This window comes from Campylobacter ureolyticus (assembly GCF_013372225.1).
In the GTDB taxonomy this organism is placed as follows: Bacteria; Campylobacterota; Campylobacteria; order Campylobacterales; family Campylobacteraceae; genus Campylobacter_B; species Campylobacter_B ureolyticus.
In genome coordinates this window covers 170,058-183,802 of record NZ_CP053832.1, presented here as the reverse complement: position 1 = coordinate 183,802, position 13,745 = coordinate 170,058, and the positions used below count along the sequence as shown (strand labels likewise).

Genomic DNA, 13,745 nt, shown 5'->3' with positions numbered 1-13,745 from the left:
AAAATAAAATTAATCTTTTTTGCATATACTAATGGAAAAATTAAAAATTTAGGGTTTAAATATGAAAAATTTAGTTATCGTTGAGTCTCCTGCAAAAGCAAAGACTATAAAAAAATTCTTAGGAAAAGACTATGATGTTATCGCATCAGTTGGGCATATACGAGATCTTCCAAAAACAACTTTTGGGATAAAAATAGATGGAAATAAATTTGAACCCGAATATAGAATAAGTAGTGATCACTCAAAAGTCGTTAAAGAGATAAAAGAAAAAGCAAAAAAAGCAGAAAAAATTTACCTTGCAACTGATGAGGATAGAGAAGGTGAGGCTATTGCATATCATATAGCAATGGCAATTGGAAAAGATCCATTATCACTTCCAAGAATTGTTTTTCACGAAATTACAAAAGATGCTATTTTAAACGCTGTTAAAAATCCGAGAACTGTTGATATGGATAGTGTAAATGCTCAACAAGCTAGAAGACTTTTGGATAGAATCGTAGGATATAGACTAAGCCCACTTTTAAATCAAAAAATTCAAAAAGGACTAAGCGCTGGTAGAGTTCAAAGTGCTTCTTTAAAATTAGTTGTTGATAAAGAAAGAGAGATAAAAGCCTTTAAACCAGTTGAATATCACAGCATCGATGCTATTTTTAAAGATGATTTAGAAAGTGAGTTTGTTGAGTTCAACGGCAAAAAAATGGATAAATTAAGCGTTAAAAATGAAAAAGAGGCTAAAAATATAGTTGAAATTTGCAAAAACGAAACATATAAAATAAGAGAAATTGAAAGCCGTCAGCGAAAAACAAATCCACAGCCTCCATTTATGACCTCAACTTTGCAACAAACCGCAAGTTCAAATTTAAGCTTTAGCCCAAGAAAAACTATGATGATAGCTCAAAGTCTTTATGAAGGAGTTAATACTCCCAATGGCGGAGCGATAACATATATGAGAACTGATAGTTTAAATTTATCAAAAGAAGCTGTTTCAAAAGCAAGAGATTTAATAAAAAAAGATTTTGGAGATAAATACTTACCAAAAAAGGCAAACATTTACACAACTAAAACAAAAGGAGCTCAAGAAGCTCACGAGGCTATTCGCCCAACTGATTTAAGCTTCACACCGCAAATGGCAAATCAAACTCTTCCAAAAGATGAAGCAAGGCTTTATGAACTCATTTATAACCGATTTTTAGCCTCTCAAATGACACCAAGCCTTAGCGAGATACAAAATGTTTTTGTAGCTGGTAAAAAAACTGAGTTTAAAATAAGTGGTAGAAAAGTATTATTTGATGGATTTTATAAAGTTTATGGAGCAAGTGATAAAGATAAAATTTTGCCAAATTTAAAAGTTGGCGATGAGATGTTTTTACAAAAAATTTCATCAAAACAAAATTTTACTGAGCCTCCGGCAAGATATAGTGAAGCAAGTTTAATTAAAAAACTTGAAAGCCTAGGCATTGGCAGACCTTCAACTTACGCTCCAACTATTTCACTTTTGACATCTAGAAAGTATGTAGAAGTTCAAAAAAGGCAACTAATTCCAACTGAAATAGCATTTAAAGTAATAGAAGTTTTAGAAGAACATTTTAAAAGCATTGTTGATAGTAAATTCACCTCACAAATGGAGGAAAAACTTGATAATGTGGCTGATGAAAAAAGTGATTGGCAAGAAATTTTAGCAAATTTTTACTACCCATTTATGCAAAAAATAGAAGATGGCAAAAAAAATATAAAAAGTCAAAAAATAGCTATCCCAATAGATGAAAAATGCCCTGATTGTGGTGGTGAACTCGTAAAAAGAAGTGGAAGATTTGGTGAGTTTATAGCGTGTTCAAATTTTCCAAAATGTAAATATAGTAGAAATTTAAGCACAGATAAAAAAGAAAAAAAAGAGCCTGTTAAAATAGGTGTAAAATGTCCAAAATGTGGCGGAGAAATCGTAGAAAGATTTTCAAAAAGAGGTAAATTTTATGGATGTCTTAACTACCCAAAATGCAAATTTATAAGCAACTACGAACTTACAAATGAAGCATGCCCAAATTGCGAGAATAAACATTTAATTAAAAAAGAGCTTAAAAGCGGAACATTTTTAGAATGTACTGAGTGCAAATATAAAAGAAAAATTGATGTTTAAACTAAAAATTTTTAAATTTTAGGATAAAAATGCAAGCAGTTTTAATACTTTTAGCACTTTCTTTTGTGATATTTGCTTCACCTTACATATCGGCTTTAATCAAAGTTCCAATTTCAGCAACTGAGATAATTTTGGGTATTTTGCTTGGAACTTTGGGATTTTTACCTTCAAATGAACTTTTTAAAGATGTGGCAGATATAGGATTTTACTACCTTATGTTTTTAGCTGGAACAGAAGTTGATCTTAAAATTTTTATAAATGCAAAAAAAGGTGTTCTTAAAAATTCCAGCCTATTTTTAGGACTTTTGTATATTTTTTCTATAATTGCAGTTTATACTTTTGGATTAAGTGAGCTATTTATAGTAATAATTCCGGTAATGAGTGTAGGAATTCTCTCAATCTTATACAAAGAATATGGCAAAAATGAAAATTGGCTAAATTTAGCAATGCTTGTTGGAGTTATAGGAGAGGTTTTAAGCATAGCACTTTTAACACTTTTAAACGCTTATACAAAATACGGCCTTGATATAAAACTATTTGTAAATTTAGGTGCTTTAGCTGGATTTTTAATAGTAACCACACTTATTTTTAGATGGCTAGATGTTCTTTTTTGGTGGTATCCAAATCTTAAAAAAATAATAATGCCACAATTTGATAAAAATGAAAAAGACATAAGATTTTCTATCGCTATGCTTTGTCTAGTTATCGCGGTTGTAGTTATTTTAGATATAAAAATCATAATTGGAGCTTTTATTGCAGGAACTTTTATACCGACATTTTTTAGCCACAAAAAAGATCTTCCTGAAAAACTCTCATCTTTTGGATATGGCTTTTTAGTCCCAATATTTTTTGCTTATATTGGCTCAACTGTAAATTTAAATGCACTTTTAATCCCAGGAGTTGTAAAAAATGTAGTATTTTTAACTATTTTAATGATTATAGTTAGGCTTTTAAGCTCTGTTGTAATGGTAAAAAATCTAGGTTTTAAACAAAGCATTTTATTTGGAATTTCTTTATCAATTCCTCTAACCTTGCTCATTGCAACTGCAACAATTGGGCATGAAACAAACTATATAAGCGATGAAATTTACTACGCTTTAGTTTTAACAAGCATATTTGAAGCAATAGTTGGAATAACTGTAATAAAAATTATAAAAAATATTTATTTAAATAAAAAATGATTTTTTAATGAGAATTTAGGTATCATTTACGAAGATTAAATTTAAGGAGTAAGGATGTCAAATACCGTAACACTAACTGACAATAGAAATGGCAAAAGCTATGAATTTAATGTCCTTGATGGCACACTTGGTCCATCTGTTATAGACATTTCAGATTTGTATAAAAAAACAGGGTTTTTTACATTTGATAAAGGATATACTTCAACTGCAATGTGCAGCTCAGAAATAACATTTATAGATGGAGAAAAAGGCATTTTAAAACACCGTGGATACGATATTGCATGGCTTGCTGAAAACAAACTTTTTTTAGATGTAATTCATCTTCTTTTGCATAAAAAACTTCCTAATGAAGATGAACTAAATGCTTTTAGAAAAAAACTAAAAACAAAATCTTTTATAAATGAAAGAATGATAGCTTTATTTGATGCATTTCCTGACAAAGCCCATCCTATGGCAGTTTTACAGGCCTGTATAGCAACACTTAGCACATATTATAAAAGAGATATGAACTATGATGATCCAGATGAATATATGGAATTAGCTGAAAGACTTGTAGCTAAAATGCCAACATTAGCAGCATTTTATCACCGTCACGCAATGGGATATCCACTTATCTATCCGGATCTAGATCGTGGTTTTACAGAAAATTTCCTTTATATGATGAGAGCCTTTCCGCACTCTCACGTTGATATAAAACCAATAGAAGTAAAAGCTTTAGATACAGTTTTAATGCTTCATGCAGATCATGAACAAAATGCTTCAACTACGACAGTTAGAACAGTTGCATCAACTCATTCTCATCCATATTCTTGTATAAGTGCTGGCATTGGGGCTTTGTGGGGACATGCTCATGGAGGAGCAAATGAAAGTGTTATAAGACAACTTGAAGCCATTGGAAGTGTTGATAATGTGGATAAATATATAAAAAGAGCTAAAGATAAAAATGATCCATTTAGACTAATGGGCTTTGGTCATAGAGTTTATAAAAGCTATGATCCAAGGGCCAAGGTTTTAAAAGGTTTAAGAGATAAACTCATGGATGAGCTTGACATCGACTCAAATTTAATTAAAATTGCCAATAGAATAGAAAAAATTGCACTTGAAGATGAGTATTTTGTAAGTAGAAATTTATATCCAAATGTTGATTTTAACTCAGGTCTTATCTTAAGAGCATTAAAAATTCCAACCGATATGTTTGCAGTTATGTTTGTCATCGGTAGAGCGCCTGGCTGGATGGCTCAATGGATGGAACTAAAAGAACAAACAAGTAAGATTGTTCGTCCAAGACAGCTATATTTAGGCGAAACAGATGCTTTAAAAACTCATCATGAAAATTTACAAAAAACAAAGATTGAGTATTCAGGAAAACAGTAATTTTGAATAAATTTATAAATTTAACGCGATTAAAAGCTAGGAAAAAGCATGAATGAGCTTTTAAACCTAGCTAAAATTGCCGCATTAAATGCTGGAGAAGAGATATTAAAACATTACAACGACTACAAGGTTGTTAAAAAACCCGACAACTCTCCGCTAACTTCGGCTGATCTTGCTGCAAATGAAGCTATTTTTAAAATTTTAGGAAAAACTGATATTGAAATTTGCTCTGAAGAGAGCATTTTAGAAACTGATAAAATGGGCGAAAATGACACTTTTTGGCTAGTTGATCCACTAGATGGAACACGCGATTTTATAGCAAAAAATGGCGAGTTTTGTGTCTGTATCGCACTTATTAAAAACTCTCGTCCAATTTTGTCTGTAATTTTTATACCAACCAAAAATGAGCTATTTTATAGCGCTGGAGAAAATAAAGTATTTATAAATGATGAACTTATAAAATCAAATTCAAACTGTAAAACTCCAAATTTACTCCTACTTGGAAGAAGCGGAATGGGAAAAAGACGCATAGCTTTGGCGAAAAGTTTTAATCTTAGCTTTAAAAGAGTTGGCTCAGCAATTAAGTTTTGCCAAATTACAAAAAGCCAGGCTATGCTCTATCCACGCTTTGGCGATAGCTATCTTTGGGATGTTGCGGCGGGGGATTTTTTGGTTGTGCAAGGTGGTGGAGAGATAATTGACCTAAAAACTAAAAAAAGGCCCCTTTACAATGGCAAAAAGCTTCTAAACTCGCCATTTGTTGCCATTGATAAAAACAGCATTCATTTAAAAGAGCAAATTTTAGATAAAATTGATGAAATTTTTTCAAAATAAATAAAACCAAAAACCATAACAAAAGATTAATTTTAAGTTTCAATAAAATTAAACAACTTGTTTGTGTTATATAGATTATAAATTTATTCATCCGATTTTAAAAGTATGTATAGTTTTTTAATATTAAATTTATAATCATCTTGATATAATTTGGAAATTTTATAAACAAGGAGTAAGTTATGGCTTTTTGGAATAAAAAGGAAAAAGAATCACCTAAAAATGATGTAATAGATTATGGCGGTCAAAAAAACGATGGCGGTCATGATCACAGAACTAATAGACAAGAGGATAGAACACCAGCTCAAAAAGAAGGTGATAAAAAGCGCAGAAAGTCTTAATCTGAAAATCTTAATATTTAAAGAATATTAAGATTTTTTCTTTGCTATTCTCATCACCCAGATACTCAAATGTCACATATAGATATTTTAAGTTTTTGGGATTAAGCCCTTTTTTGACTACTTTTTCAGTCAAATTTAACCAAAACTCGCGGTGCGTTTTATATTTTTGTGAGCTTAATAAATTTAAAAGCTCCTTTGAGCGCGGAGTTTTGATATTTAAGGCTATATTTTCATCTCGAAAAATCTTAGTAAAACAAAACCAAATATCCATTCCAAGGCGATCACTTATAAGACAATTTTTATCAAGCAAATAGTCAAAAACTTTAAATTTCTCCTCTCCTAAAGCCAAATTTAAAAGTCCAGTATCCTCGTAGTAAAAAACTGTATTTTTATCCAATCCCTCATCAAAAAACTTATTTAAAATAGCGATAGTTTCATCTTCGCCTATATTTTTATCTGTCAAAACAGCCGGCACATAAACATTAAATTTAAAAGCCCTTTCATCAGCGCAAAAAAGCATATCTTCTATCAAGATGCTATTTGTAGTTTTGTGGTTTTTTACAAAAGGGCCAATGCCTTTACTATCGTTTTGAAAACTTAGTGTTTTATCACTTCCCAAAATCTCTAAAACCTTGCTCTCGTCATTATTTTCAATAGCTTTATTTAACTCATCTACGCTAAATTTACTCTCGCTTTTTCTAAACTCAAATTTGGAACAATCAATATCTTTAAAATACAAACTTTTAAGCTCATCATAAGTAAAAGCATTTAAATTTAAACACAAAACTAGCATTAAAAAAAGTAAATTTCTCACAATATCACAACCTCAGTCTCTAAATTTACACCAAAGTTTTCAAAAACTCGTTTTTTAGCTAAATTTATCAAAGATAAAACCTCATCAAATGTGCCACCGCCACAATTGATTAAAAAATTTGCATGCTCTTGGCTAAATCCACAGTTGCCGATTTTATAACCTTTTAAGCCACATTCATCGATTAATTTACCAGCGCTTAATCCTACGGGGTTTTTAAAACAACTTCCAAAGCTATTTCCACGCGGCTGATTTGCTCTTTTTTTTGAAATTTCAACGCTTAAACTCTCATCAAAGCCTTTTGAAATTCTAAATTTAGCACTTTTTATAACGCCTTTTATCTTGCTTTTTCGGTAAGAAAATTCTAACTCGTCTTTTTTAAACTCACCAAAATTTGTCAAAACACTTATTAAATTACTAGAAATTTCATATCCTAAAAGTCCAGCATTCATGGTTATTAATCCACCCAATGTTCCAGGAATTCCTTTTAAAAACTCAAAATTTGCTAAGTTATTTTTTTTTGTAAAATTGTAAATTTTAGCACTTTTTGTCAAGGCACCAATTTCTAAAATTTCACCATCAAATTGAATGTAATCAAATTCTCTGCTTAAAATACCTAGCCTTGGTGGATTTTGTGAGATTAAAATGTTATTTGCACCACCAATTATAACTCCGTTAAACTCACCAAAATCTCTGCTTAAAACCTCTACCTCAAAAACTCCGCCTATTTTAATAGAGCTAAATTTACTAAAGTCAATTTTTTTAACTAACAAAATCTAAAATCTCTATATTCAGCTGGTATTAGCGAAGCAAACGCATCGATTTTTTCTTTATAAAATCCATGCTTGTAGCCTATCTCAAATAGTTTATTTACAGCTTTTAACTGAATTTCACTCATTGAAACTGAAGTATCATTTGCATATAAATTCAGATATTTATCTAGCTTTTTATCATCAACTCTAACCAAATTGCGTTCAATCAGCATTTTGCTTAAAAGAGTTTTATGCTTTGTGGCAATTTCAACCGCCTTTGTTAAAACTCTTTGACACTCTATGGCATCTGTTAAAGGCAAACTTCTTCTAAGTGCCATTCCACCAAGTGGCAAAGGTAAATTTTCATCACCTCTTAGCTCCTGCCAAATATCCCAAATCTCTCTTTCAACTTCTAAATTTTCATTAAATTCTAAAATACTTTCATGTATCAAAACTCCGGCATCAACTTCACCATTTAAAACTGCATTTTCAATCTCTAAAAAGTTTTTATAAATCGGTCTAGCATCTGGATAAGCTATTTTAAAAAGTAAGGCATTTGTAGTATGCTCACCACTTAGTGCAACTTTAAAGTTTTTTTTAAGTTTTATTCCTTTTTTCTTTATGAGCTTTGGACCATACCCCTCACCAAAACTAACCGCTGTTTTTAAAAGTGCGTAGTCATTTACAATCAATGGATAAGTGCTAAAACTTATCGCACAAACATCATATTCGCCACTTAATGAAGCTTTATTTAAAGTTTCTATATCGTCGGCCTTGTTGTTGAAACTTAAAATTTCACTATCAACCCAACCAAATTTAATAGCCATATACATAAAAATATCATCTGCATCCGGAGAGTGTGCTACGGATATATTTTTTAACATAAAAAAATCCTTTATTAGTTTTAAACTAGTATAATATATTTTTACTTACCTTAAAGTAAATTTTCATTATAATACGTAAATTTAATAAAAAGGCAAATAAATGGATGAAAAAAAGAAAAAAGCACTTGATTTAGCCCTAAAACAAATCGATAAATCATTTGGCAAAGGCACACTTCTAAGACTTGGAGATAAAGAAGTTGAGCCAATTGATAGTATCTCAACAGGATCTCTTGGACTTGATATAGCTCTTGGAATTGGCGGTGTTCCAAAAGGTAGAATAATCGAAATTTATGGACCAGAAAGTAGCGGTAAAACAACTCTTACGCTTCATATTGTAGCTGAGTGTCAAAAACAAGGTGGAGTTTGTGCATTCGTTGATGCAGAACACGCTCTTGATGTAAAATATGCTGCAAATTTAGGCGTAGATACTGAAAATTTATATGTTTCACAGCCTGATTTTGGTGAGCAAGCCCTAGATATAGTTGAAACACTAGCAAGAAGTGGTGCTGTTGATTTGATAATTGTTGATAGTGTTGCAGCACTTACTCCAAAGACTGAAATTGAGGGAGATATGGGTGATACTCATGTTGGACTTCAAGCAAGACTTATGTCTCAAGCTCTTAGAAAACTTGCCGGAATTGTGCATAAAATGGGCACAACTGTTGTATTTATAAATCAAATTAGAATGAAAATAGGAATGATAGGCTATGGTTCACCAGAAACCACAACCGGTGGAAATGCACTTAAATTCTACTCATCTGTAAGACTTGATGTAAGAAGAATAGCAACTTTAAAACAAAATGATCAAAGTATAGGAAACAGAGTAAGAGTAAAAGTTGCAAAAAATAAAGTAGCTCCACCATTTAAACAGGCTGAATTTGACATAATGTTTGGTGAGGGAATTAGCAAAACTGGTGAAATAATTGATTATGGTGTAAAGCTTGACATTATTGATAAAAGCGGTGCTTGGTTTAGCTATAAAGCCGATAAACTCGGTCAAGGAAGAGAGAACGCAAGAAATTTCTTACTACAAAATCCAGAAATTTCAAAAGAGATAGAAAATCAAATTTTAGAACACTTGGGAGAACAAGGAATTCTATCAAGTGGCGATGATGACGAAATACAGGAGCAAAATGATGATTAGTATAAGTGATGTTTACGCAAACGAAGTTTTAGATAGCAGGGGAAATCCAACTGTCAAAGTAAGTATTTACCTAAGCGATGGAACAAAAGCCGATGCAATCGTGCCAAGTGGTGCAAGCACAGGTAAAAAAGAAGCACTTGAATTAAGAGACGGTGATAAAAAAAGATTTGGCGGCAAAGGTGTTTTAAAAGCGTGTGAAAATGTTAAGACTACAATTGCTGATGGCATTATAGGGCTTGATCCTTTTGATCAAGAGTTTTTAGACTCAGTTTTACTTGAACTAGATGCTACAAAAAATTACTCAAAACTAGGAGCAAATGCAACTTTAGGTGTATCTATGGCCGTAGCAAAAGCAGCGGCAAAAAGCTTAGATTTACCACTTTATAGATACTTAGGTGGTGTAAATGCTAGTATTTTACCAACTCCAATGTTTAATATCATAAATGGTGGAGCTCATGCAAATAATAGTGTTGATTTTCAAGAATTTATGATAATGCCTTTTGGATTTAAAACTTTTAATGATGCCCTAAGAGCTGCTGCTGAAATTTATCAAAATTTGAAAAAACTACTTAATGATCTTGGACACAGTACTGCAGTTGGTGATGAGGGAGGGTTTGCTCCAAATTTAAAAGACAATGAAGAGCCTATTAAATTAATACTAGAAGCTATTAAAAAATCAGGCTATGAGCCTGGAAAAGAGATAAAAATAGCTCTTGATGTTGCCTCAAGCGAACTTTTTAAAGATGGTTTTTACCATTTAGAAAATAAAAAATTTACATCAGATGAATTAATAAGCAGATATGAAGATTTATGCGAAAAATATCCGATTTATTCGATAGAAGATGCACTTGATGAAGATGATTGGGAGGGTTGGAAAAAACTTACTAAAAAACTTGGAGATAAAGTTCAACTTGTTGGAGATGATCTATTTGTAACAAATGAAGAAATTCTAAGAAAAGGCATAGAAGATGGTGTTGCAAATGCAATATTAATAAAACCAAATCAAATTGGCACTTTAACTCAAACTTTAAAAGCCATAAGACTAGCTCATAGAAATGGCTATAAGACCATCATAAGCCATAGAAGTGGTGAAAGCGAAGATAGCTTTATAGCCGATCTTGCAGTAGCCGTAAATGCAGGTCAGATAAAAACAGGCGCAACAGCAAGAAGCGAAAGAAATGCTAAATATAACCGCCTGCTTGATATCGAAGAAATAACAGATGAATATCTAGGAGATAAAATTTAAAATTTTATGAAATTTTATAAAATAAAGCTTATTGGAAAAATATTTGTAGCCGTTATTTTAGTGATAGGACTTGGCATTTATATAGGAGATGGACTATTTGGCAACCGCTCCTATATAGTTTTAAAAAATCTCCAAAACCAAAAAGCTTTTCTTTATAAAGACATTATAAGACTTGAAGAAGAAAACGCAAAACTTCAAAAAATATATCTAGAAAGAGCTTCTTTAAGTCCTGATTATAAGGAAATTTTATGAAAACTATTTTAATAATAGCAGGAAGCGATAGTGGTGGTGGAGCAGGTATCCAAGCAGATATCAAAACAGCTGAATATTTTAAAGTTTTTAGCACAACAGCCATCACAGCAGTTACTGCTCAAAATAGCCTCGGTGTAGAAGCTGTTTTTGATCTACCTACTGATTTTATAAAAAAACAGCTTGATGCTATTACAAAAGATTTTAAAATAAATGCCGTTAAAATAGGAATGCTCTCAAATAAAGATGTGATTGATCTAACCTATGAGCTTATAAAAGATCTTAAAATTCCTATTGTATTAGATCCTGTTTTTATCTCAAAAGCTGGCTCAACGCTAATGAGTGATGAAAACATAACTCATTTAAAAAAGCTTTTTAAATTTACAACCATTTTAACACCAAATTTACATGAGGCAAAGAAACTTTTTAAAACAAAACCAAATGGTGATTTTGAAGTTATCGCACCTTGTGACACCGTTATCACAAATGTAAAAAATGATAATTTAAGCATTGATAAGCTTTATTATAAAAATGGCTCAATGAAAGAGTTTAAAACTAAATTTATAGATAGTACAAATTTACATGGAACAGGGTGTTCGTTTTCGACTGCAATTGCTGCAAATTTAGCTCTTGGAAAAAATATAGAAGAAGCGATTTCATTGGCTAAAAACTATGTTTATAGTGCTATAAAATTTGCTCCAAAACTAGGAAATGGAAAAGGTCCAATAAGACATAATCTAAATGGATTTATGTCTTAAAATTTAAAGTTATTACTACTAAATTTGATAAATTTATATTACTTCTATATGTAAATTTTGCATCATTTTAAAAGCCATCTCTTGCATTTGCAAATTTGCTGATGAGGTAGCTTTTTTATCAACTAAAATTTTACTTTTTGGACTTGCAGCTTTTGCAATTATTGCATTTGATATCACGCAAATATCACTTACAAGACCACAAATCTCAATACTTTCATAAGTAAAAGGTCTGTTTTCTATAAAATGCAAAAGTTCTTTTGAAGCAAAAGTTTCTTTCTCAATACAGGGATAATTTTTAGAAATTTCTTTTATCTCTCCATAAATTTCATGCCCAAAAGTGCCTTTTATGCAGTGTTTTATAGGAAGATGCTCACCTTCAATTGTATTTAAATAATCATCTTCATGAGTATCTAAAGTAAAAACAATATCATCATTTTTATACTCATTTATTTTTTCTAATATAACTTTTTCTAGTTCTTTAGCCTTTTCAAAGCCCAAACTTCCACAAACAAAATCATTTTGAAAATCAACAACAACTAATAATCTTTTCATTTTTATTCCTTTTTCAAATTTATGTAAATTTATCTAAATTTTATAAATATTTGCACCTAAATCTGCCATTTTTGCTTGATACATCGCACTTGTTACTATAGCATCAGCATTAGCATAATCTAAAATATTAGTTAAGTTTATGCCACCAGCACATATTATTTTTATATTTTTATAATAATTATCTCTAAATTTAAGGACTTTTTCAACATCTTGTTTGCTAAATTTATCAAGTAAAATAACTTCAGTGCCACACTCCATAAGTTTATATGCATCATTTAAATTTAATGTTTCAACTACTATTTTTCTCTCATCGCTAAGATCTTTAAATTTAGAAATTTCTCTATAAAACTCATTTTTGTCTTTATAAATAATCCTATGCTTGTCAAAGAACAAAATACTATCACTTAAATTTAGACGATGTATAAAACCACCTCCATCACTTAAAGCCTTTAAACAAACCTTTTTCGCAAAAGGAAAAGTCTTTCTGGTGCCTAGAATTTGACATTTTGGATTGATACTTTGAGCTATTTTTTTCATTTTATAAGTATATGTTGAAATTCCCGAGCTGTATTCTAAAAAAACTTGCGAAAGTTTCCAAGCTTTATGAATATCATCATAATTTCCTTACAATTCAACTATTTTATCTCCAACCTTGGCAAAATTTTTACTTTCTACTAACACAGTGGCTTTGAGCCCTAAAATTTCTCCAATTTTAGATGAAATCTCACTGCCACTTACTAAAATATCCTCTCTTGTATAAATTTCAAGTTTAGTTTTAATTTTAGGATTTGACTGTAAATTTACACTTAAATCACCATAAGGTAAATCTTCTTTTATATAATTAAAAATTTCATCCATTAATATCATCTTTTTTCCTTTTTTAAAAAATATAAAATCATAAATAAAAACAATGATATGAAAACAAGTATAAAGCTAAGTTTCATAGCTTTTTCGTATTCACCATCATAAACTGCATTATATATTGCAAGTGAAAGTGTGTCTGTCTTACCAATAATATTTCCACCCAACATTAAACTTATTCCAACTTCGCCCAAACACCTACCAAGTGCTATTATAATACTTGATAAAATACTTTTTTTAATGCTTGGAAGCACTATAAAAATAAGGGTTTCTAATTTTGTTTTACCACTAATAAGTGAGGCTTCTATAATATTTTTAGGAAAAAGTTCTAAACTTGTGGCAACAGGCTTAACATAAAGAGGAAGTCCGGCTATAAATCCAGCTATAACTAAAGACTTAAACTCAAATATAAAATAGATATTAAAATCACTAAAAAATGAACCTAAAAATCCATTTTTACCAAGTAGCATTAAAAGGAAAAAACCAATAGCAACTGGTAGAAAAATAAGTGGTAAAGTTACTAAGCTATCTACAAAAAAAATAAATTTAGACTTTGAATTAGCTAAATAATAAGCTATCAAAGTCCCAAAAATTAAAAATAAAAATAGGCAAATTAATAAAATTTTA

16 protein-coding genes are annotated in these 13,745 nt (G+C 30.6%); 9 read left to right on the top strand and 7 right to left on the bottom strand.

Annotated features, from left to right (window positions below):
* The first annotated feature begins 61 nt into the window (after positions 1-61).
* From topA to CURT_RS00970, 5 genes are all read left to right on the top strand, one after another.
* On the top strand, positions 62-2,134 hold the full coding sequence (gene topA / locus CURT_RS00990) for a type I DNA topoisomerase (RefSeq protein WP_018712559.1): 2,073 nt from the start codon (positions 62-64) through the stop codon (positions 2,132-2,134).
* A 29-nt stretch (positions 2,135-2,163) separates the two neighbouring features.
* Positions 2,164-3,315 carry a cation:proton antiporter gene (locus tag CURT_RS00985; RefSeq protein ID WP_018712560.1) on the top strand — a complete coding sequence of 384 codons (1,152 nt, stop codon included), beginning with the start codon at positions 2,164-2,166 and terminating at the stop codon, positions 3,313-3,315.
* Positions 3,316-3,369: 54 nt separating this feature from the next.
* A complete protein-coding gene (locus CURT_RS00980; protein ID WP_018712561.1) occupies positions 3,370-4,689 on the top strand; it encodes a citrate synthase in 1,320 nt (439 codons plus the stop codon).
* A gap of 48 nt (positions 4,690-4,737) precedes the next feature.
* On the top strand, positions 4,738-5,523 hold the full coding sequence (locus CURT_RS00975; protein WP_018712562.1) for a 3'(2'),5'-bisphosphate nucleotidase CysQ family protein: 786 nt from the start codon (positions 4,738-4,740) through the stop codon (positions 5,521-5,523).
* 179 nt (positions 5,524-5,702) lie between these two features.
* Positions 5,703-5,861, top strand: a complete 159-nt coding sequence (locus tag CURT_RS00970; RefSeq protein WP_018712563.1) for a hypothetical protein — start codon at positions 5,703-5,705, stop codon at positions 5,859-5,861.
* Between the two features lie 10 nt (positions 5,862-5,871).
* Here CURT_RS00970 and CURT_RS00965 read toward each other — a convergent pair whose 3' ends face one another.
* Genes CURT_RS00965 through CURT_RS00955 form a run of 3 tightly spaced genes read right to left on the bottom strand, consistent with a single transcriptional unit; the run spans position 5,872 to position 8,308 of the window.
* Entirely contained in the window at positions 5,872-6,675 is an 804-nt protein-coding gene (locus tag CURT_RS00965) for a hypothetical protein (RefSeq protein ID WP_018712564.1), read from the bottom strand.
* Positions 6,672-7,445 carry a UDP-N-acetylmuramate dehydrogenase gene (locus tag CURT_RS00960; protein ID WP_018712565.1) on the bottom strand — a complete coding sequence of 258 codons (774 nt, stop codon included), beginning with the start codon at positions 7,443-7,445 and terminating at the stop codon, positions 6,672-6,674. Before CURT_RS00960 ends, CURT_RS00965 begins: the two co-directional genes overlap by 4 nt.
* Positions 7,439-8,308, bottom strand: coding sequence for a menaquinone biosynthesis family protein (locus tag CURT_RS00955; protein ID WP_018712566.1), 870 nt, complete (start codon positions 8,306-8,308; stop codon positions 7,439-7,441). Before CURT_RS00955 ends, CURT_RS00960 begins: the two co-directional genes overlap by 7 nt.
* Before the next feature lie 100 nt (positions 8,309-8,408).
* Here CURT_RS00955 and recA point away from each other — a divergent pair, with 100 nt between their 5' ends.
* The 4 genes from recA to thiD are packed head-to-tail and all read left to right on the top strand — an operon-like array spanning position 8,409 to position 11,705.
* Positions 8,409-9,452 carry a recombinase RecA gene (gene recA / locus CURT_RS00950; protein WP_018712567.1) on the top strand — a complete coding sequence of 348 codons (1,044 nt, stop codon included), beginning with the start codon at positions 8,409-8,411 and terminating at the stop codon, positions 9,450-9,452.
* Positions 9,445-10,698: a phosphopyruvate hydratase gene (eno, locus tag CURT_RS00945; protein WP_026320291.1), complete on the top strand. Its 1,254-nt coding sequence runs from the start codon at positions 9,445-9,447 to the stop codon at positions 10,696-10,698. The genes recA and eno overlap by 8 nt, the downstream gene beginning before the upstream one ends.
* 6 nt (positions 10,699-10,704) lie before the next feature.
* Positions 10,705-10,950, top strand: a complete 246-nt coding sequence (locus CURT_RS00940) for a hypothetical protein (RefSeq protein WP_018712569.1) — start codon at positions 10,705-10,707, stop codon at positions 10,948-10,950.
* Positions 10,947-11,705 (top strand): bifunctional hydroxymethylpyrimidine kinase/phosphomethylpyrimidine kinase, encoded by a 759-nt coding sequence (thiD, locus tag CURT_RS00935; protein WP_018712570.1) that lies wholly within the window; start codon positions 10,947-10,949, stop codon positions 11,703-11,705. Before CURT_RS00940 ends, thiD begins: the two co-directional genes overlap by 4 nt.
* Before the next feature lie 33 nt (positions 11,706-11,738).
* Here thiD and CURT_RS00930 read toward each other — a convergent pair whose 3' ends face one another.
* The 4 genes from CURT_RS00930 to CURT_RS00915 form a co-directional block, all read right to left on the bottom strand.
* Complete coding sequence (locus CURT_RS00930) at positions 11,739-12,257, bottom strand: cysteine hydrolase family protein (RefSeq protein ID WP_018712571.1); 519 nt, start codon at positions 12,255-12,257, stop codon at positions 11,739-11,741.
* A 33-nt stretch (positions 12,258-12,290) separates the two neighbouring features.
* Positions 12,291-12,815 (bottom strand): beta/alpha barrel domain-containing protein, encoded by a 525-nt coding sequence (locus CURT_RS00925; RefSeq protein WP_255199045.1) that lies wholly within the window; start codon positions 12,813-12,815, stop codon positions 12,291-12,293.
* 66 nt (positions 12,816-12,881) lie between these two features.
* Entirely contained in the window at positions 12,882-13,124 is a 243-nt protein-coding gene (locus CURT_RS00920) for a beta/alpha barrel domain-containing protein (RefSeq protein WP_018712573.1), read from the bottom strand.
* The gene (locus CURT_RS00915) at positions 13,121-13,699 is read right to left on the bottom strand and encodes a molybdate ABC transporter permease subunit (protein ID WP_244848421.1); all 579 of its coding nucleotides are present in this window, start codon (positions 13,697-13,699) and stop codon (positions 13,121-13,123) included. Before CURT_RS00915 ends, CURT_RS00920 begins: the two co-directional genes overlap by 4 nt.
* Between the last annotated feature and the right edge of the window lie 46 nt (positions 13,700-13,745).